Here is a 17,862-nt window from a genome sequence, read left to right as displayed (position 1 = left end):
AAATCCATCATGAGCAATCACCTACTGGGCTTCATCGGCGTCGGCGTCATGGGTCGGCCGATGGCGCGCCGGCTTCTGGAGCAGGGCCACTCGCTGGTCATCTACGACAAGGATCAAGGCGCGCTGGATGAACTCGGCGCGTTGGGTGCGCGAGTCGCGGGCAGCGTACGGGAAGTGGCCGACAGCGCCGAAATCGTCTTCACCAGCCTGCCGAGTCCGGCCATTTTCAAAGCCGTGGCGCTGGGCGCGGACGGGATCGTCGAGGGCAACAGGGTGCGCATTCTGGTGGACCTTTCCACCGTCGGTTCCCGGGCCGAGCAGGAAGTCGCCCAAGGGCTGTCGGCGAAAGGCATCGACACCGTTGACGCGCCTGTCAGCGGCGGCGCAGCGGGCGCAGAAAAGGGCACGCTGGCGCTGATGGTGGCGGGCAAACCGGCGGCAGTCGAGCGAGTGCGTGCGTTGTTCGACGTGTTCGGCAAGGTGTTCATCGTTGGCGAACAGCCCGGGCAGGGGCAGTTGCTCAAGCTGCTCAACAACATGCTCTCGACCACCGCGTTCGCCATCACCAGCGAAGCCTTCGTCGCAGGCGTGAAAGGCGGGCTGGACCCCGAAGTCATGATGGCGGTGATCAACGCGGGCAGCGGCAAGAACGGCGCGACGATGGACAAATTTCCCAAACACGTCCTGCCCGGTACGTTCGACTTTGGCTTCCCGATTTCAAGCGTGTGCAAGGACATCGGATTGGCCGTCGAGGAATGCCAGGCGCTGGGCGTGCCGATGTGGCTGGGCAACGCGGCGCGTCAACTGTGGAACGTAGCCGCGCAACAGGACGGCGGCGGACGTGACCTCACCGATCTGGTGCGCACCGTGGAAGGCTGGTCGAATCGTTGAGACCTCAGCAACCGGTATGGAGCGCCTCGGTCTGGGGCCATCAGGGTCATCGCTCCCAGGCATCGCCGGTGGCGGAGAAGGGCGATGGCCTGATTCTGCAGGACGCCTGATTTTGTTGGCTTGCTCCAGGGTAAAACCTTTTGATGGGCCGTTCATGGCCCAGCTACTTGCACGCTGGACCCACGGCGGCCATTCAGGAGGAACGACCCTCCCCATGCCTATTTCAACGCTTTCAAACGCGCGCTCGCTCTTTGCACGGCCGCCATCTTTTCAGGGCGCTTCATGCGTTTCCACTTTCTGATGTCTTCCTTGGTCCGGCCACAACTCACACACAGATCACCCCTGAGCTGGCACACAGCGATGCACGGGTTTTCGATTTCCTTCGCCATCGTCAGTGATCCTTAGCCAGTCGCTTCTGCCAGTTGCCACGGTGAGTGCGCTGGCATTCTTCCTCAGAGTCGAAGCGGACATTGCGATCTGACAGCTTCAGATCGATGCCGGCTTCATTCAACGCAATGGCCGTCAGCTCAAAAAGGCGAGCCTTCGCTTCAACCTGGGCGAGCTTGCTGTCCGCGAGCGTTTCGAACACCCAGATCACCTTCAGGGTTTCAGCCAACGCCTCCAGGTCAGCGAGGTGGGTCAGCCAGGTGAAGCCTTTAATTTCACCTTTTGCGGTTTCGCACGCGTCGGTCAGCGTCGCAATTAACCGACGTTCGATTCGCGCCTGTTCACGTTTGCCGGGTGGCATCGCAATTTCCTTTTGATGAGGGGCAGAGGTGCTCAATCAGCCCGGTCGAAATTCGACCGTCAGGTGCCTGACTTCATGGACTGGCTGGAGGCGTTCTCGAATGGTGTCGGCGTTCGCAGTGGCCGCGCCGAGGACGCTGACGATGGCCGCATGGGCTTGGGGTCCAACCCGCCACACGTGCAAGTCGGTGATGGTGGCATCCCCCGGTTCTTCAACCCGCTGGCGGATCTCCTCGGCAACGTGCGCGTCAGTCTGATCGAGCAACACGCCTGCGGTGACTTTCATCAAGGTCCATGCCCACCGCGCGATAACGATGGCGCCGACGATGCCCATGGCCGGGTCCAGCCACACCCAGCCCAGGTAGCGACCGGCGAGCAGGGCAGCGATGGCCAGCACTGAAGTCAGCGCGTCTGCGAGGACGTGGACATAGGCCGATTTCAAATTGTTGTCGTTGCCATGATGGGCATGGTTATGGCCGTGATCATCATGATGATGGTCATGATCGTGTCCGTGACTGTGCCCGTGGCCCAGCAACAGGGCGCTAACGATGTTGACCATCAACCCGGCAATCGCGATGAGGGTAGCGGTGCCGAACTGAACGTCCGTTGGCTGCAAGAGGCGCATGACGGACTCGATGCCGATCCCCAGGGAAACCATACCGAGGATCAGCGCCGACGCAAACCCGCCCAGATCTCCAACCTTTCCTGTGCCGAAGCTGTAACGCTGGCTGGAAGCGTTACGCTTGGCGTACCCATAGGCGGCCGCGGCGATGCCCAATGCACCGGCATGGGTGGCCATGTGAAAACCATCGGCCAGCAACGCCATCGAGCCCGTGACATACCCGGCGGTGATTTCACCCACCATCATCACAACGGTTAGTGCCACGACCCACAGTGTGCGCCTGGCATTTTCATCGTGGGCTGAGCCGAGGAACACGTGGTCGTGGGCGTAGTTGCTGCTGTTCATGGGTGAGCGCCGTGATGTGTTCACTTGGAATAACGACGAATGGCTTCAAGAAGCTCTTCGACACCTTTGTTGCGCTCGGCTTCGCTGAGACCCGGATCCGCAATATGCGCGCGGGCGTGGTCTTCAATGATCTCCTCCATCAAGCCGTTGATGGCCCCGCGAGTGGCGGCGACAAGGTGCAGTGTCCTGGCGCAGTCGAGATCCGACTCCAATGCCCGTTCGACGGCCTGGAGTTGTCCGGCGATGCGCTTAACACGCTTGAGAAGATCGTTTTTGTTTGCTGCGATATGACCCATCGGATTCACCCCTGCCAAGACGGAATGCAGCATAGGGGTACCCCCTATCCCTATGCAAGGCTCGTTTGGAAGCGGAGCGTTGGCTGGCTGTTGCTCCAGTCGCAGCCCGCTGTTCTTCCCCCGAACCGCCTGTCAGCCATAAAAACGGTTGTGACTCTTTTGGAATTTGTGTGTAATCCGCGCACTTCTTCAGGGATGAAGGCCAATCAACGATTTCACCGTGCTAACTCATCCCTGCATATCTCTCCTTCACCTCAGAGGACTGTGCGATGGGTTTGGCAAAAAAGGCCACTGCTGCATTGCTCGTGTTGAGCATTGGTTTTTCATCCGGTTGCGCCACGTCGGGTCCCGACTGGGCTAACAAGGAAAACATTGGCACCGTAATCGGCGGCGCCGCTGGTGTGCTGATCGGCAGCCGCATCGGCGGCGGAGGCGGGCGAACCGCAGCGATGTTGATCGGCGGCCTGGCTGGCGCATTGCTGGGCAAAACCATCGGCGCGAAAATGGATGAAACCGACCGTCTCGCCCTCGCTGCACAAACCCAGCAAGTCCTCAACAGAAACCAGGACGGCCAGGCCGCTACCTGGCAGTCCAATCACAGCGGCAGCAGCGCGCAGATCACCCCGGTGAGTACCGAAACGCAGTCGCGGCAGGTGGCGGTAAAGCGCCTGCCGAAGATTCAGCCGGTCACCGACATGACCGTGATCAATAAACCCTACCGCACCATCAAGTCGGCCAACCTGCGCAGCGCGCCGGACAGCAGCGCCGACAAAGTGGGTGGGTTACCCCCGAGTTCGACGTTCACCGCCTTGGGCCGCACCCACAATGACTGGATCATGGTCGGCCGCCGTGGCGTCACCGTAGGCTATGTGTATGCCCCTCTGGTGGAGGCCGTTGCGCCCAAACCCATGGCGGTTGCCAGCAGTGCTGCCACACAAGGCTCCGCCGACAACGCCACTGACCTGGACAACCTCGACGTTGCCAGCGCTGCCAAGCAAGGCGTGGACCTTGACGCCATCGATGCCAAACCGGTGGAAGACAAACTGACCGCGCAGACGACGTGCCGCACGATTACCTACGACGTCAAAGCCAAGGACAGTCAGGCTGAGAAGCAAACCGTCAAGGCCTGCCAGGCGGGTGACGGCGCTTGGGAACTGATTTGATGAACAGCGTAAGCAAACTGTTGCCACTGACCCTGTTGGCGCTTGCCGTGTGCCCGAATGCCCATGCTGCTGCCTACCGGCTGGCCTTTTCCAAAGGCGAGAACGTCGAAGTCTTCGTGGACCATGCCGACAATCAGCCGTGGTGCACGAACCCGCTGGCGCTGCGTTTTGCCTTCGCCGGCAAGCCGGACAACGATGCCGTCGCGCGCCTGCTGCCCAAACTCGGCGGCCTGCTGGCCAGCCAGTGCCCAAGTGCTGCCACGGTGAACTGGAAAAGCTACAACGCCCAAGGCCAGATCGTTGCCAATGGGGTGGCTGCCAAGGCGGAAGAATGGTCCAGCCATGTCGTCGTGGCTGACATGCCGGCCGCGCCAGCAGCCGAGGTTGCCGCTGCGCCTGTCTCCGAGCCAAACCCGGCCCCGGTGCCGCCCGTTCCTGCACCCGTTGCTGCTGTGGCCCCAGTCCAGCGGCCAGTTCCTGCACCGGCTCTGACGGAAGATCGAGTTCCATCCCCGGCTCCTGCACCCGTTGTGGCTGCAGATCCAGTCCCACCGCCTGTGCCCGCCGCCGCAGCTCCACAACCGTCTGAATCGGCGCCGGTTCCGCCGTCCCCTGCGCCCAAAGCCATCATTCCCGTGACGCCGGCTTTTGCGGTATCCGGCTGGACGCCGCCTTCCGAGGCCGACGCGATCAAGGCTGCCACCTTTTTCCTGGAACTCAAAGACCAGAACGGTTGCCTGTTTCGTACCACCTACAAGCCAGACGGTGACACCCGCTTCGTGAGTGCAAAATCCACCGGTGTCACCTGCGGTTCCGATGGCTACGCTGCAGGTGAGGGGGCAGTGGTGGTGCTACGGGCAGACGGGGTGAAGCTGAAGGAATATGAAGGCAGTTTTCATCGAGGCATCCCGTTCAACAAACAAGCGCCGCAGCTTCCTATCGTAGGCTTTGATGACCAGAAAAACGCCCTGATGCTGCTCACCAGTGACCCGGCCAGTGGCATACATTATCTGCTGCGAGCGTCTTACAGCTGGAGTGGCTATTGGGATACGCGCAGTCCGGCGCTGGTGGCCGTGACCGAAAACCAGGAGCTTTTCCGCCAGCTTGAAACCATTAAGACCACGGTATTCACCGCCCTGAGCGCTCTGGACCAAGTCCAGCCGAAAACTCCGAACGTCAACTTCATCGCCGTTCGAGACGTGCCGCAGGGCCTTGTGAAGAATGACCGTGACAGCTGGCTGTATGAATCCAATATCAACCGGAACTGGGGCACCAAAAGCTGGCAGTTCAACCCGCAAAGTGCCAACAACTATCTGTTTATGCATGAAGCGCAGGTCGCCGAGCAGAAGCGTGCTGCCGACCGTCAGCGCCAGTACGAAGAGCAGAACAAACGTGAGCAGGCCGGCTACCAGGCCCAGACCCAGCTCCAGCAGTTTGCCCAGCTGAAAACCGAAAGCAGCAACGCTAAATACATCCAGTCTCGCCTGCTGACCGACGTCAGCTATGCGCCCACTTCCGGGGGCGGCTATGCGCGGCTGGTGGCCGGGGGCAAAGCTGCTTATAGCCAGATCGTGCACATTGTCGGCAAGACGGATGGACGCTGGGAAACCGATTACCCCTATGAGTCGCAACTGGATGTGGTCGGCCCCAACCTTAAGCCTGAGAAGGGCTGGTTCCTGGCCAAAGGCGAGGTCACTCTGGACCCGGTCAAGCGAGACAGCGAAGACCTGCCGCTGACCTTGGTAGCGGTGACTTACCTGCAAGCCTGCGCCGAAGACGGCTGCACCGATTTACGTGATCCGCTGAAAATCATGCGCATGCAGTTGGGCGACGACAGCTGGACGCCCGACGCGGCGCGCCAGGTATTCAAACAGGCCTGGCCTGACCGGAACATTCAGGGGGATGTGCAATGATCCAGAAAAAACTGCTTGTCCCTGCTGCGGCTGTGGCGATACTCGCTGCGGGCTACTTTGGCTTGTGTGCCTATGCCGGCAAACAGGCCCAGAAGCGCCTCGATGACTTTGTGTATGACAACCATCTCAATGGGACTGTCAGTTGGGCCTCGGTGAGCTCCTCGCCCCTTGGCGGCAAGGTCGTGATCAAAGGCGTCGAGTTTGGCGAGGGCAAGGCGGGCGGTCTGCGCGCCGATAAAGTCATCGTGACCGACCGGATCAACAACGACAGCCGAAGTCGTGTGCGCATCGAAGCCAGCGGCATACAGGCTTCCAGCAGCTCGCTGCAAAGTCTGCAGGACCTGGGCGGAATGGCTGGCTTGATAGGGATGGGCGGTGGCTCAAGGGGCATGAATAATTTTGGCCCGTTATTAAGCAGCGGCCGCAACGAGCTCAAACCGTTCGACCTCACGCTGTTTCTGGACCTGGATGACGACGCCACCCGCGCTACGGGTGAGACCTTTGTGGACATGCCAGACCTGTTCACCTTCAGTGCCAGCTACCGCATGGATAACGTCAAGGACCTTCACCGTACGATCAATGACTTGCAGCGCGGCGGCGAGATGGCCGTCTACGGGTTGCTCGGCGGTGCAGCGCAAGGCGTGCAAGCCGCATTCGCCCGAGCTGAATTAAGCGAATTGAACGTCAGTTTCAAGGACAAGGGCATGGTCAAACGCAGCGCATTGCTCGAACAACGCTACGCCACGCCCTTGGACCCGACTGCCGGCAGTGCCGACAAACAGCGCCAGGCCTGGTTCGAGAAAAGCCTCGATAACTGGCAGAAAAGTTGTGAAAGCGGGATGCGGGAAAAAGCCCCGATGCTCAGTGATGGCTGCGAGCTGATGGTCAAACTGTTCAAAGGCAAAAACGACGGGATCCAGCTGAGCGTCGACCCCAAAGACCCGGTCCGGGTCATGGACCTGATGAGTCTGTTTGGCGGCGGCAATAGCAGGCAGGTGCTGGAGCGGCTGAATCCGGAGGTGAGCTCGCTGTAGGTTCGGCGGGACTGACACTATTTTATTTAGTCAGGATGAGGAGGCGTACTCCGCCCACTTCCCGAAACTTGTTAAAAACTTGGGTGCCGGGCCAAATGGGACAGCAAACAGAAGAGCTGATCGAGGTACTTGAGCAACTGATCGAGCTACTTGAAAGCGACGGAGATAAGCATTGGAGCCGGTGGATGCGTAAGGCACGAGCCATGCTCATCGACTCCGATTATTCCGGGATTGCCTACCTGCGGTCGGCCTATGGAGGCATGGGTTCGTTCAACGATCTGATGCTTGGACAGAAGGTTGACGGGGTTGGTTATTCCTGGACACCACGGCATGTGGAGATGAACGATAAACTTGAAGCGTTGCGCAACAGAGCGGCCCAGCTCGCCATTGAAATAAAGCGGTCTTTGTAGAGTCTGTTATCAACCGTTCGAGTGGGGCGAGATCAGCCTACCCGTCCCTATTGAGTACCCCGCGCAGCATCGCTATTGCTGTTCCGGCCAAAACCAGAATCATGCGCGCAACGCACGGCGGACATACCGACGCACATCGTCCAGCGCAGGCACAATGGCCAGCGTTCCGAGGACCAGCGAGAGCGGCACGGTCGCGATGTACCCGACGTGTTTAAACCCGTACGCACCCGCCACCCCGCCGGCGAAAAAGCTCAAGGCCAAGACGGTCAATATGTTCAGGCGCGCACGATTGGCCAGCACGCGCGGTTGCCCGGGCGGTGTGGCGCCATTCCAGTAAAAGAGTTTGCCCAGCTCAATGCCGATGTCGGTGACGATGCCGGTGATGTGCGTGGTTCTGATTTCGGCTTTGGAAACCTTGGTGATGAGGGCATTTTGCAGGCCCATGATGAAGCACAGCAGCATCACGGTCAGCGACACGATCATGCCGTCCAGCGCCGACAGCGTGGCGCCCAGAAAGCCGAAGCAGATCAGCAAAAAAGCTTCTAACAGCAGCGGTAGCGCAAACGCGCTGTGCAGGCGTTTGCGACGGGAGTAGTTGACCATGATGGCTGAACAGGCCGCCCCTGCCATGAAGGACAGCAGGGCGCTGCCCCCGCGCACGACCAGTTCGTACGCACCCAACACCGCGTTGTCGGCCATGGACGAGACGATCCCGGTCATGTGTGAGGTGTACTGCTGAACCGCCAGAAAGCCCCCGGCATTGATGGCCCCGGCCACAAAAGCCAGGGCGAAGCCAAGGTGCCGGTTAGCGGCGGGGGTGCGTCTTCTGCCGGTCAGGCTGCGGATGTATCTGATCGCCATCAAAGGGTCCCGTGGATGCTGAAGTTCCTGAGGCCGTTTTTATCCGATCTGTGCAATCACCGTATCGAGCCTTCAAGACCCTAATGATGACCCGATCACTCACGTTTGTCGGGTGTAGCTCAGCAAGCGGTCGGACTCGGCCTTCACCACTGAATAACATTCGCAGCTCAACTGTTCCAGTCGCGAGCGGTCAAGGACCTTGATCTGGCCCCGGCTGTATTCGATGATGCCTTGGCGCTGCAGTTTGCCCGCTGCCTCGGTCACGCCTTCTCTGCGAACACCCAGCATGTTGGCCATGAGTTCCTGGGTCATGGTCAGCTGATTGCCTGCCAGCCGATCCAGCGACAACAGCAACCAGCGGCACAACTGCTGATCGATCGAATGGTGCCGATTGCACAAGCCGGTCTGTGACATTTGCGCAATCAAGGCCTGGGTGTAGCGCAGCATGAGCAGCAACAGGTCGCCGTGACGATCGAACTCTTCCTTGAGTTTATGGCCGGCCAGCCGGAACGCTCCCCCGGCGCTCTGAACAACCGCGCGGCTGGACGTGCTCTCGCCGCCCATGAACACCGCGATCCCGACAAGCCCTTCGTTGCCGACCACGGCGATCTCTGCCGAGGCGCCGCTTTCGGTGACCTGCAGCAGGGACACGATCGAGTCGGTGGGAAAGTACACATGACGCAAGGTGTCGCCGGGCTCATACAACACCTCGCCCAATACCAGATCCACCCATTCCATGTGCGGCGCCAGCCGACTGAATTCTTCATCGGCCAGCGCAGCCAGCAAGTGATTGTCGATCGGCTGCGGCGCGGTGCACATACGGGAACTCCGGAAGAGGGGACGACCAACAGAGAGTACTCCAGCGCGGCGCCGGCACTGGAGGTCAATCATCGGCCGCCTTCGCGAATTCCACTGCCGCTGACGCTGCGGGCCGCGAGCCGCCGCACTCAATGCGCACCCGGCGTTCCACGCCATCATTCACCAGCGTCAGTGTGTCCCCCTCGACCGGCTCGCCATCCAGAGTCATCGAGTTGCCCTGGGCATCGCCGCGGACCACCTCGAAGTGATACTGCGTGCCTGCAAAGCGATAACTCAGGGAAAACCCGGGCCAGTCCGCCGGCATCAGAGGGTTCAGCTGCAGCAGATTGCCGGTGCGTTGAAGCCCCAGCAGCGACTCGACGCCCAATCGGTACATCCAGCCAGCGGAGCCGGTGTACCACGTCCAGCCGCCCCGTCCTGCATGGGGCGCAACGCCGTAGACATCGGCAGCCATCACATAGGGTTCGACTTTATAGGTGTCGATCCTGGCGCTGTTGAGAGGGTCGGCCGGGTTGATCATGTGCAACAGCTCCCAGGCTTTGGTCGTGTCGCCCAGCTGTGCAAAGGCCATTGCCGCCCAGACTGCCGCGTGGGTGTACTGCCCACCGTTCTCGCGCACGCCCGGCACGTAGCCTTTGATGTAGCCCGGGTCTTGCAGGCCTTTGTCGAACGGGGGATCAAGCAGCAGGACCGCGCGGATGTCCGGTTTGACCAGATACTGATCCACCGCCTGCATCGCCTGATGCTGGCGGGCGGGTGATCCGGCGCCGGACAACACCGACCAGCTCTGGGCGATGGAATCCAGCCGACACTCATCGTTGACGGAGGAGCCCAGCGGCTGCCCGTCGTCAAACCAGCCGCGGCGATACCACGCGCCGTCCCAGGCAGAGGCATCCAGGTTGTCACGCAGCTGCTTCGCCTGTTCGCCGCAGCGTGCGGCGAATTCGCTGTCGCCGTGACGCTCGGCCAGTCGCGCGAAGCGCTCGAGCACCTGACAACCGAAAAAGCCCAGCCAGACGCTTTCACCCCGGCCGAGATAGCCCACACGATTCATGCCGTCGTTCCAGTCGCCACTGCCCATCAGCGGCAGACCGTGTTCGCCACGGCTGAGGCTGTGCTCGATGGCGCGGACACAGTGCCGATACAGCGGCTCCTGCAGCGGCGATACTCCGGGCAAGTCGTAATAGGATTCCTCACCCGGACCCAGCGCACGCCCATCAAGGTAGCCGGCGGGTTCGTCCAGCACGGACAGATCATCGGTGACCTCGACGTAACGGCTGGTGGCGGCCACGAGCCACAGGAAATCGTCGGAGCAGGCCGTGCGCACGCCTCGATTGAGGGGCGGGTGCCACCAGTGTTGAACGTCGCCCTCGGCGTATTGATGATTCGCGCACAGCAACAGATGCGCCCGCGCGGCCGCCGGATCGGCATGAATCATCGCCATGCTGTCTTGCAGCTGATCGCGAAAGCCGATGGCGCCGCCCGACTGGTAATAGCCGCTGCGGGCAAGGAACCGGCAGGCGATCACTTGATACATCAACCAGCCGTTGAGCATCACGTCCAGCGCCGGCACGGGCGTCTTCACCTGAACCACGGAAAGCACCGAGCGCCAGTGATCCTTCACTTTCTGCAACTCCGCCGCCGCCACCTGCACGCCTTTGTAGCGTTGCACCAACTGGGTGGCCGCCTGGGGATTTTTCTCCGCTCCCAGCCGCAAGATCACTTCCGTGCCCTGGCCGTGTGCGAGCGCCACCGTCACCTGTATCGCGGCGCACGGGTCCAGACCGCCACCGGTTTTTCCGGACAGCCCCTTATGCCGCATCGCGGCGGGAGACTGCAGGCTGCCGCAACGTCCGATGAACTCGGTACGGTCCGCCGTGACACTGTGATCGACGGAGTCGGTATCGAAAAACGCCACACGCTCGCTGAATTCCACCGACCAGGCGTTGCGCGCAAACAATGCGCCGCTGGCAGGGTCCGAATGGGTGACCACGTGCATGGCGGATTTACTGCGCAGATCGCCCAGCACCCACTCCACATAGCCCGTCACCGTCAGGTTGCGCTCACGCCCCGACACATTGCGCAGCACCAGCCTGGAGAACTTGATCGGTGCGTCCAGCGCCACGTAAACCCAGAGTTCGCTCTGAATGCCGTCTTCCTCGTGCTCGAACACGGTGTAACCAAAGCCGTGGCGCGTTCGGTAAGCGCCAGTGCCCGAGGCAGGTTGGGGGGTGGCTGACCAGAAATGCCCGGTGTCTTCATCCCGCAGGTAAATGACCTCGCCGACGGGGTCGCTCACCGGGTCGTTGTGCCAGGGCGTCAGGCGGTATTCGTGGGCATTTTCGGCCCAGGTGTAGGCACTGCCGGACTCCGAGACCACTGTGCCCATCTGGGCATTGGCAATCACGTTGGCCCAAGGCGCTGGTGTGGGATGGGAGGCCGGTGCGTTGATGATGTACTCACGCCCATCCTGGCTGAATCCACCGTAGGCGTTGCTCAATGGCAGCGACATGGGCAACGGCGCAAGGGCCTTCGATGGCACTGGCATATAAAGGCGGGTCGCTACAAACGGCGCGTGCACCCGGACCACGCGGCGGCGCTGAACCTGTTCGGCAAGCGTCCCCAGTCCTTCGGAAAACACCAGGCGCGCAGCCGACAGGATCAGCGTGCGGTCCTCGTTCGACATCTGCTGCGCCATGCGCACGAATAGGCCGCCCGGCCGGTCCACCAGCGTGGCTTCGCTGCCGGAAGTGACCAGTCCCATGATCGCGTCCTGCAGTTGCTGGCGATAACCCACCTGATCTTCGTTCCAGATCAACAGATCCGTCAGCAGGCCTTTCTGGCGCCAGTAGGCGTGGGCCTGAATCATCTTCTGGACCAGCTCGATATTCTCGAGGCTTCTGACCTGCAACAGCACGATGGGAAGGTCGCCTGAAATCGACTGCCCCCACAGGCCTTGCTGATTGCGCAGGTTGGCCGCCAGCACGGTGCTGTCGGCGCGCAAGCCTGCGTTGGCGTAAATCAGTGACGAGGCCATCTGCTCAAACAAACGGGCATCGGCGGGGGAAACGTTGAGCTGACGCAGCAGCACCTGACTGTGGGTCCATGACAGATCGAAAACCCGATCCGCCAGGTGCCGATCCCGGTATTTGTTGATCAGCGAGAGGCAGTCGTCGCGACTGTCCGCGACGCCCGTGACCAAATCGATGGTGCCTTGCTGCCCGGGCTGCAAAGTGATCCGGCAACGGATGGCGACAATCGGGTCCAGGACCGGGCCGGCGCTGCCCGACAGTTGCTCGCAGTCCGGGTCCAGCGCTGCCGGCGACTGGGTGCTGCGGCCGCGACCGATGAAGCGCGCGCGGTCGGTCTCGTAGGAAATGGCCTGAATATCCACCCCGTGAGCCGCGAGCAGGTGGCACATCCATGGCGTGTGCTCATCGCTGGCGCGGGGCCGACGACTGCAAACGATGGCTTGCAGTGGCAGCAGCAGCTCGGTCTGCACGAACAACTTGCTGAACGCCGGGTGCATGGCGTCCGTTTCCGGCGAAGCCAGCACCACTTCCGCGTAGGTGGTGATCTCCAGCGTCCTCGCAGATTCCCCTCGGTTGGTCACGTGCAGGCGGCGCAGTTCGATGTTGTCTTCAGGGGAAACGACGATTTCCATATGGGTGTCGAAACCCAGTTCCCGGGTGCGAAACTCGGCACGGGCATCGCTGAAAATAGCCTCGTGGCTCTCGGCCCGGTGCAAGGTCGGCTGAAAGGCGGTCGACCAGACGGCGCCGGTGGCAACGTCCCTCAAGTAGCAGAACGTGCCCCAGTGATCGCGAGTGTTGTCTTCCTGCCAGCGGGTGGCGGCCATGTTTTCCAGGCGGCTGTAACCGCCGCCTGCGCTGCTGAGCATGACGTGGTACTTGCCGTTGGACAGCAATTGCACCGCCGGGCGCTTGAGCCCCGGGTTGGCGAACACCCTGAGGTCATTCTCCTGGCCGGCGCCTGTATCCCCGGCGGCCGGCTGCTGGGCGGTTTGCAGGTAAGGCGCTGCCACTTTGGGCACCCGCTCTTGCAATAGCAGCAGGGCCGACTGCAGGGCAGGGTCGGATTCAAACCGCCGTTGCATGGGCTGATTGAGTAACACACTGGCCAAGGCCAGCAGACTCATGCCCTGATGGTGGGCCATGAAGGACTGCACCCAGGCATAACGCTGGCCCCTTGGCAGACGCGCTTCGGTGTAATCAATCGCTTCGTAGAATCCGTAGCGCCCGCAGGCGCCTTTGCGGGCAAGACGCTGCAGGTTTTTGCAGGCCGCCTCGGCGTCCACCATCAAGGCCAGCACGCTGGCGTAAGGCGCAACAACCACGTCGTCGCCCAGCCCGCGCTTGAGGCCCAGGGCCTGCACGCCGAACGCCCGGTACTGATAATTGAAATGCGCATCCAGCGTGTAATAACCCGATTCCGATACCCCCCACGGAATGCCCAGGCGTTTCCCGTGTTCGATCTGCACGGCCACCGCCGCCCGGCAGGTCTGGTCAAGCAGGCTGCCGTCGTAATTGGGCATGACCAGCATGGGCATCAGGTATTCGAACATCGAGCCGGACCAGGACATCAAGGTCGGTACGCCGGCGCAGTCACCGAGCAGTCGCCCGAGGGTGAACCATGCCCGCTGCGGAATCTGCCCCTGAGCGATGACCACGAAGTTGGTCAGGCGTACTTCCGACGCCAGCAGGTCGTAATAGCCGGTGTCCAAGCGACGCTCGTCGGCGTTGTAGCCGATCACGAACAAGTCGCGCTTGTGGTCATAAAGCAGGGAGAAGTCCATCTGCGCCAGATTGCCCGTCTGCAGGATCAGGCGATCGATCCGGGCGATGGCGTCGAGGGCGGCCTGGCGGACCGCGTCTATGCGCGGGTGATCCTCCGCAGCCCAGTCAGCTTCATCCAGTGTGGACAGCTCCCGCAGCGTGCGGCCACGTGAGTGTCGACCGATCGAAGGCGTGGGCAGTCGATAACGTTCGAGGGCCGCGATCCAGTCATCACACTGGGCGAGCAACGCGGTTTGCCAATATGCGCTGTGTTCGGTGCTGCCCGCCGGCATGGCCGCCACCCGAGCACGGACGGTCTGTAACGCCGTCAACAGCGCACCGGTTTCATCGATTCCTGCGGACTCTTCGAGCAAGGGATAGAGCGCGGTCAAGGTGTCAGCGGTGTCCGTCGTTTCAAGCAGCGTGTCCAGCGTGATGCGCAGCCCCTTGAGCATGGCAGCATCGAACACCGCGGCGTCGGGCAGCTGGATCAAACCCGCACGCAGGGTCAGCAGGTGCCCGGCCAGGTTGCCGCTGTCAACGGTGGAGATGTATTGAGGGCGCAGGGGCTTGAGGGTCTGCGTGTCATACCAGTTGTAAAAATGCTGCTGGTAACGCTCCAGGCTGTCCATGGTGTCCAGCGAGGCGGACAAGCGCTGCAGCAGTCGGTCGGTGCTGAGATAGCCGAAGTCGTGGGCCGCCAGATGCGCAAGCAAGGCCATGCCCATGTTGGTCGGAGAGGTCCGGTGGGCGATCACCGATTTCGGCTCTTCCTGAATATTGTCAGGGGGCAGCCAGTTATCCTGCGGGCCGACGAGTTCGTCGAAGAACGCCCACGTCCGCCGCGAGAGCACCTGCAGGAAGCGCAATGCTTCCACCGAGGGCTCGAACACGGCATTTTCCGGCATCGCGCTCAGGCGCCAGGCGATCCAGGGGCCGGCAGCCCAGGCGAGCAGGAACGGCATGGCGATCGCCAGCGCGAGCGGGTCAGTCAGCAAGCCGGCGAATCCGCAGAGGGCGAGCAGAGGGCCGATCCACATCTCGCGGTAGAGCGCCGGCAGCGGGTTTTGCGTGTTGCGCTCGACTTCGCGGGAGGGTTGCCATTGCAGCAAAAGGCGGCGGCTGAACAGGATGCGCCAGAGCGAGCGCGCAATGGCACCCACGCTGTAATACATCTCGAACGGCAACCATGCCACGGTGGCAGCGATCTGGGCGAGGTCTTGCCCCAGACTCCGGCACAGCGCGGCCAGGTATTGCCGATAAGGCACGTTCAACGGCGGTTGCAACCCATCGGTCAGGGTCCTGAGCAGCGGTTGCATGACCAGCAGGCCGACCACCGCCAAGGTCCAGGCCAGCGGTTCACTGCTGGCGAACCAACCCCAGGCCAGCATCAGCAACACGGCGGCCGGCTCCAGGCTGCGGCGCAGGTTGTCGAGGATTTTCCAGCGGGCCATGACGTCGAGACGGTTGCGTGCCCATTCGCCGCGCGTATTCAGGGTCCAGGGCAGGATCCAGGGGATCAGTTGCCAGTCGCCGCGAATCCAGCGATGACGTCGTTTGACGTCCACGCTGTAGCGAGACGGGTATTGCTCGTACAACTGCACGTCGCTGAGCAGGCCCGACCGGGCGTAGCAGCCCTCGATCAAATCGTGACTGAGGACCTGGTTGTCCGGCAGACAGCCCTCCAGTGCACAGGTGAACGCGTCGACATCGTAGATGCCCTTGCCAATGAAGGAACCCTGCTTGAACAGGTCCTGATAAATGTCCGAGACCGCCCGGGTGTAGGGATCAACGCCGCCGCCACTGCCGAACAGGCGCGAATAGATCGAGCGTGGGGTGCTGGTCAGGCTGATGCCGACCTGGGGTTGCAACAGCGCGTACCCGGAAATGACACGCTCACGGCTTGCATCAAACACCGGGCGGTTCAGCGGGTGCATCATCGCGGCCACACACTGGCGGGCCACCTCGCCCGGCAGCAGGGTGTCGGTGTCAAGGGTCAGCACATAACGCACCGTACCAAGGGCCGAGGTGTCACCCACGATCGTGGTGAAACGGTCTTCGCCCGCGCCACGCAGCCACGCGTTGAGGTCGGTCAGCTTGCCGCGTTTGCGCTCGTGGCCCATCCACGCGCGTTCACTGGCGCTCCAGCGGCGAGGGCGGTGAAACAGGAAAAACCGCGCCGGCAATTCGTCCGCATACTTGCCGTTGAGCCGATTGATTGCCTCTGCTGCATAGGCGAGCAGGTCTGCATCCGGCGCCTGCACCTCAGTCGGTGAATCGAGGAAATCGGTCAGCAGCGCGAAGAAAAGATTGCTGTCGCGATTGGCCAGGAACCTGACCTCCAGGCCTTCCACCAATTCGTCGACGTCCGGGCGAGAACCGATCAGCGTCGGAACGGCGACCAGCGTGCGCGCCTCATCGGGAATCCCGTCGGCGTAATCCATCTTCGGCAGCATGGCGGGCAGCAGGCTGAACGTGACCAGCCAGTTGATGAGGCTGAAGGCCAGGCGACTGGTCATGACCAGGCAAGGCACTGCCAGTGCGATGAGCGCGAGATCAGGCAGTCCGTCACGGTGTGCCGAGGACAGCAGCGGCAGCGCAAAAATAATCGTCAGGGCACCGGCGGGGGCCAGGTAAAACGTCAGCGGTGAGCTTTGCAGCAGGCGTTTCCAGCGTTCGTGAAAGGGCACACGGGCGCCGAGGTTTTCTTCAAGAACGCCGATTCCGGGGCCCACCAGAAAAAAACCGATATGGCGGACGAGATCATCTCCGGCTGAAGCGTCCCGGTGTTCCCGGGACAGCGCCACAACGGTCTGCGCGACGGACATCTCAGTGCGTCCACTGCGCCGGGCCAGCCGTTCGATGACGTGGCGATAGCTGTCGCGGGTGGCGAAGTCCATGCGCGGATAGACCTCGGCCGGGTCCTGTTGGAGGGTCTGCTCCACATGGCTCATGGCTTCGACAAACTCACGCCAGGGGGTCGCTGACAGCAGGCGCAGGCTGGCGATGCTATTGCTGATGGACATCTGATCCGCAGACTGCTGCTGCGCATCGAATTGCACCTGCCGCTCGATACTCGAACCGGTCTCGGCGAGCAACTGCTCGATCCAGTTGAGCGGCAGCGCCAGGGCAGCGCTTTGACCCTGCAGCCGGCGGGCGAACTCGGCCACGAATGCAGCGGTCATGGGCGGGGAAGAATGGGCCATGTCAGCGACGCTCAGCACCACGCTTTTCACATCGTGCTCGGACACCTCGATGAGCCGCTCGGCCCAGTCATCGGCCAGATTACGATCGTCCCAGTTGGCCATGACCCGTGAGGCCACCCGCCGCAGGTTCTCGATCAAGGCCAGCCGCAGCATGATCGGAATGGCCCACAACTCGCCCAGCGTCAGCGGCATGACCGTCTGATAAGAGACGACGAAGCGCTTGAGGCTCAATTCGTCAAAGCGGCCATCACCGTGGGAAATCGTCTCCAGGGCAATGTCATAAACCCTCGGCAGGCCGCTGGAAGGCCCATTGCACAGGCGCGGCAACTCACGGCTGTAACCCTTGGGCAGGTGGGACCGTGCGGTGCGGATGTGATCTTCGATGAGGAAAAAATTATCGAGCAGCCACTCGGCGGCAGGGGTCATACGGCGCTCGGACGCCTGGGCTTGAGTCAACGCACTGCAGCTCTCCTTGAGCAATGCCTCGTTGTCATCCAGCCTGCCCAGCAGAAAGTCCCGCGTGGTGACTGCGCCGAGCTGATGTTGGTTGGCCAGGGCAATGCCGTGGCTGGCCATCTGGTCGGCGTTGAACAGTTCGGCGCGCAGCAGCCGTTCGTAGGCGAACGCAAGCTTCGGATGGGTCCCGGCGCGACCCGCCAGCCTGACCCGGGAGATCGCCTGTTTGGTGCGTGTCCATGTGCTCGTCATTAGTTTCCCTTAAATGACTTGCACTCCGGCGGACGCAGCGTGTTGGGCGGT

General features: G+C 61.8%; 12 protein-coding genes. 5 read left to right on the top strand and 7 right to left on the bottom strand.

The features are described 5' to 3' along the window. Nucleotides 1-9 precede the first annotated feature (9 nt). Nucleotides 10-891 carry an NAD(P)-dependent oxidoreductase gene (locus AC07VF_RS12325; RefSeq protein WP_423574294.1) on the top strand — a complete coding sequence of 294 codons (882 nt, stop codon included), beginning with the start codon at nt 10-12 and terminating at the stop codon, nt 889-891. 218 nt (nt 892-1,109) lie between these two features. Here AC07VF_RS12325 and AC07VF_RS12320 read toward each other — a convergent pair whose 3' ends face one another. From AC07VF_RS12320 to AC07VF_RS12305, 4 genes are read right to left on the bottom strand one after another with little or no spacing between them, the layout of a single operon-like run. Next, nucleotides 1,110-1,280, bottom strand: a complete 171-nt coding sequence (locus tag AC07VF_RS12320; RefSeq protein ID WP_346625750.1) for a DUF1289 domain-containing protein — start codon at nt 1,278-1,280, stop codon at nt 1,110-1,112. A 2-nt stretch (nt 1,281-1,282) separates the two neighbouring features. Further along, nucleotides 1,283-1,639 (bottom strand): hypothetical protein, encoded by a 357-nt coding sequence (locus tag AC07VF_RS12315; RefSeq protein ID WP_495009509.1) that lies wholly within the window; start codon nt 1,637-1,639, stop codon nt 1,283-1,285. 36 nt (nt 1,640-1,675) lie between these two features. Next, on the bottom strand, nt 1,676-2,605 hold the full coding sequence (gene dmeF / locus AC07VF_RS12310) for a CDF family Co(II)/Ni(II) efflux transporter DmeF (RefSeq protein ID WP_495009456.1): 930 nt from the start codon (nt 2,603-2,605) through the stop codon (nt 1,676-1,678). 20 nt (nt 2,606-2,625) lie between these two features. Continuing rightward, complete coding sequence (locus AC07VF_RS12305) at nt 2,626-2,901, bottom strand: metal/formaldehyde-sensitive transcriptional repressor (protein WP_495009510.1); 276 nt, start codon at nt 2,899-2,901, stop codon at nt 2,626-2,628. Nucleotides 2,902-3,170: 269 nt separating this feature from the next. Between AC07VF_RS12305 and AC07VF_RS12300 the strand changes: the two genes are divergently transcribed. The 4 genes from AC07VF_RS12300 to AC07VF_RS12285 all read left to right on the top strand — a co-directional run bounded on the left by AC07VF_RS12300 (nt 3,171) and on the right by AC07VF_RS12285 (nt 7,421). Next, nucleotides 3,171-4,064, top strand: a complete 894-nt coding sequence (locus tag AC07VF_RS12300) for an SH3 domain-containing protein (RefSeq protein ID WP_346629012.1) — start codon at nt 3,171-3,173, stop codon at nt 4,062-4,064. Next, nucleotides 4,064-5,977 (top strand): hypothetical protein, encoded by a 1,914-nt coding sequence (locus AC07VF_RS12295; RefSeq protein ID WP_495009457.1) that lies wholly within the window; start codon nt 4,064-4,066, stop codon nt 5,975-5,977. Before AC07VF_RS12300 ends, AC07VF_RS12295 begins: the two co-directional genes overlap by 1 nt. Next, nucleotides 5,974-7,011, top strand: a complete 1,038-nt coding sequence (locus AC07VF_RS12290) for a hypothetical protein (protein ID WP_495009458.1) — start codon at nt 5,974-5,976, stop codon at nt 7,009-7,011. Before AC07VF_RS12295 ends, AC07VF_RS12290 begins: the two co-directional genes overlap by 4 nt. 95 nt (nt 7,012-7,106) lie before the next feature. Next, the gene (locus AC07VF_RS12285) at nt 7,107-7,421 is read left to right on the top strand and encodes a DUF6966 domain-containing protein (protein WP_495009459.1); all 315 of its coding nucleotides are present in this window, start codon (nt 7,107-7,109) and stop codon (nt 7,419-7,421) included. A 99-nt stretch (nt 7,422-7,520) separates the two neighbouring features. Here AC07VF_RS12285 and AC07VF_RS12280 read toward each other — a convergent pair whose 3' ends face one another. From AC07VF_RS12280 to AC07VF_RS12270, 3 genes are all read right to left on the bottom strand, one after another. Continuing rightward, nucleotides 7,521-8,282, bottom strand: coding sequence for a YoaK family protein (locus AC07VF_RS12280; RefSeq protein ID WP_495009460.1), 762 nt, complete (start codon nt 8,280-8,282; stop codon nt 7,521-7,523). A 99-nt stretch (nt 8,283-8,381) separates the two neighbouring features. Next, complete coding sequence (locus AC07VF_RS12275) at nt 8,382-9,101, bottom strand: Crp/Fnr family transcriptional regulator (protein ID WP_495009461.1); 720 nt, start codon at nt 9,099-9,101, stop codon at nt 8,382-8,384. Between the two features lie 64 nt (nt 9,102-9,165). Then, nucleotides 9,166-17,811: a glycoside hydrolase family 94 protein gene (locus AC07VF_RS12270; RefSeq protein ID WP_495009462.1), complete on the bottom strand. Its 8,646-nt coding sequence runs from the start codon at nt 17,809-17,811 to the stop codon at nt 9,166-9,168. Nucleotides 17,812-17,862 lie beyond the last annotated feature (51 nt).

The organism is Pseudomonas sp. GW821-FHT02H06 (genome assembly GCF_059421525.1).
Note: the sequence above shows the minus strand (reverse complement) of the source record. Positions and strands in the feature narration are given on the sequence as shown.

What these genes read in the sequence shown, in the direction of transcription:
- AC07VF_RS12315 (WP_495009509.1), bottom strand. Translation starts at nt 1,639, where the DNA reads ATGCCACCCGGCAAACGTGAACAGGCGCGAATCGAACGTCGGTTAATT.
- dmeF (WP_495009456.1), bottom strand. Translation starts at nt 2,605, where the DNA reads ATGAACAGCAGCAACTACGCCCACGACCACGTGTTCCTCGGCTCAGCC.
- AC07VF_RS12325 (WP_423574294.1), top strand. Translation starts at nt 10, where the DNA reads ATGAGCAATCACCTACTGGGCTTCATCGGCGTCGGCGTCATGGGTCGG.
- AC07VF_RS12305 (WP_495009510.1), bottom strand. Translation starts at nt 2,901, where the DNA reads ATGGGTCATATCGCAGCAAACAAAAACGATCTTCTCAAGCGTGTTAAG.
- AC07VF_RS12295 (WP_495009457.1), top strand. Translation starts at nt 4,064, where the DNA reads ATGAACAGCGTAAGCAAACTGTTGCCACTGACCCTGTTGGCGCTTGCC.
- AC07VF_RS12275 (WP_495009461.1), bottom strand. Translation starts at nt 9,101, where the DNA reads ATGTGCACCGCGCCGCAGCCGATCGACAATCACTTGCTGGCTGCGCTG.
- AC07VF_RS12285 (WP_495009459.1), top strand. Translation starts at nt 7,107, where the DNA reads ATGGGACAGCAAACAGAAGAGCTGATCGAGGTACTTGAGCAACTGATC.
- AC07VF_RS12280 (WP_495009460.1), bottom strand. Translation starts at nt 8,282, where the DNA reads ATGGCGATCAGATACATCCGCAGCCTGACCGGCAGAAGACGCACCCCC.
- AC07VF_RS12320 (WP_346625750.1), bottom strand. Translation starts at nt 1,280, where the DNA reads ATGGCGAAGGAAATCGAAAACCCGTGCATCGCTGTGTGCCAGCTCAGG.
- AC07VF_RS12270 (WP_495009462.1), bottom strand. Translation starts at nt 17,811, where the DNA reads ATGACGAGCACATGGACACGCACCAAACAGGCGATCTCCCGGGTCAGG.
- AC07VF_RS12300 (WP_346629012.1), top strand. Translation starts at nt 3,171, where the DNA reads ATGGGTTTGGCAAAAAAGGCCACTGCTGCATTGCTCGTGTTGAGCATT.
- AC07VF_RS12290 (WP_495009458.1), top strand. Translation starts at nt 5,974, where the DNA reads ATGATCCAGAAAAAACTGCTTGTCCCTGCTGCGGCTGTGGCGATACTC.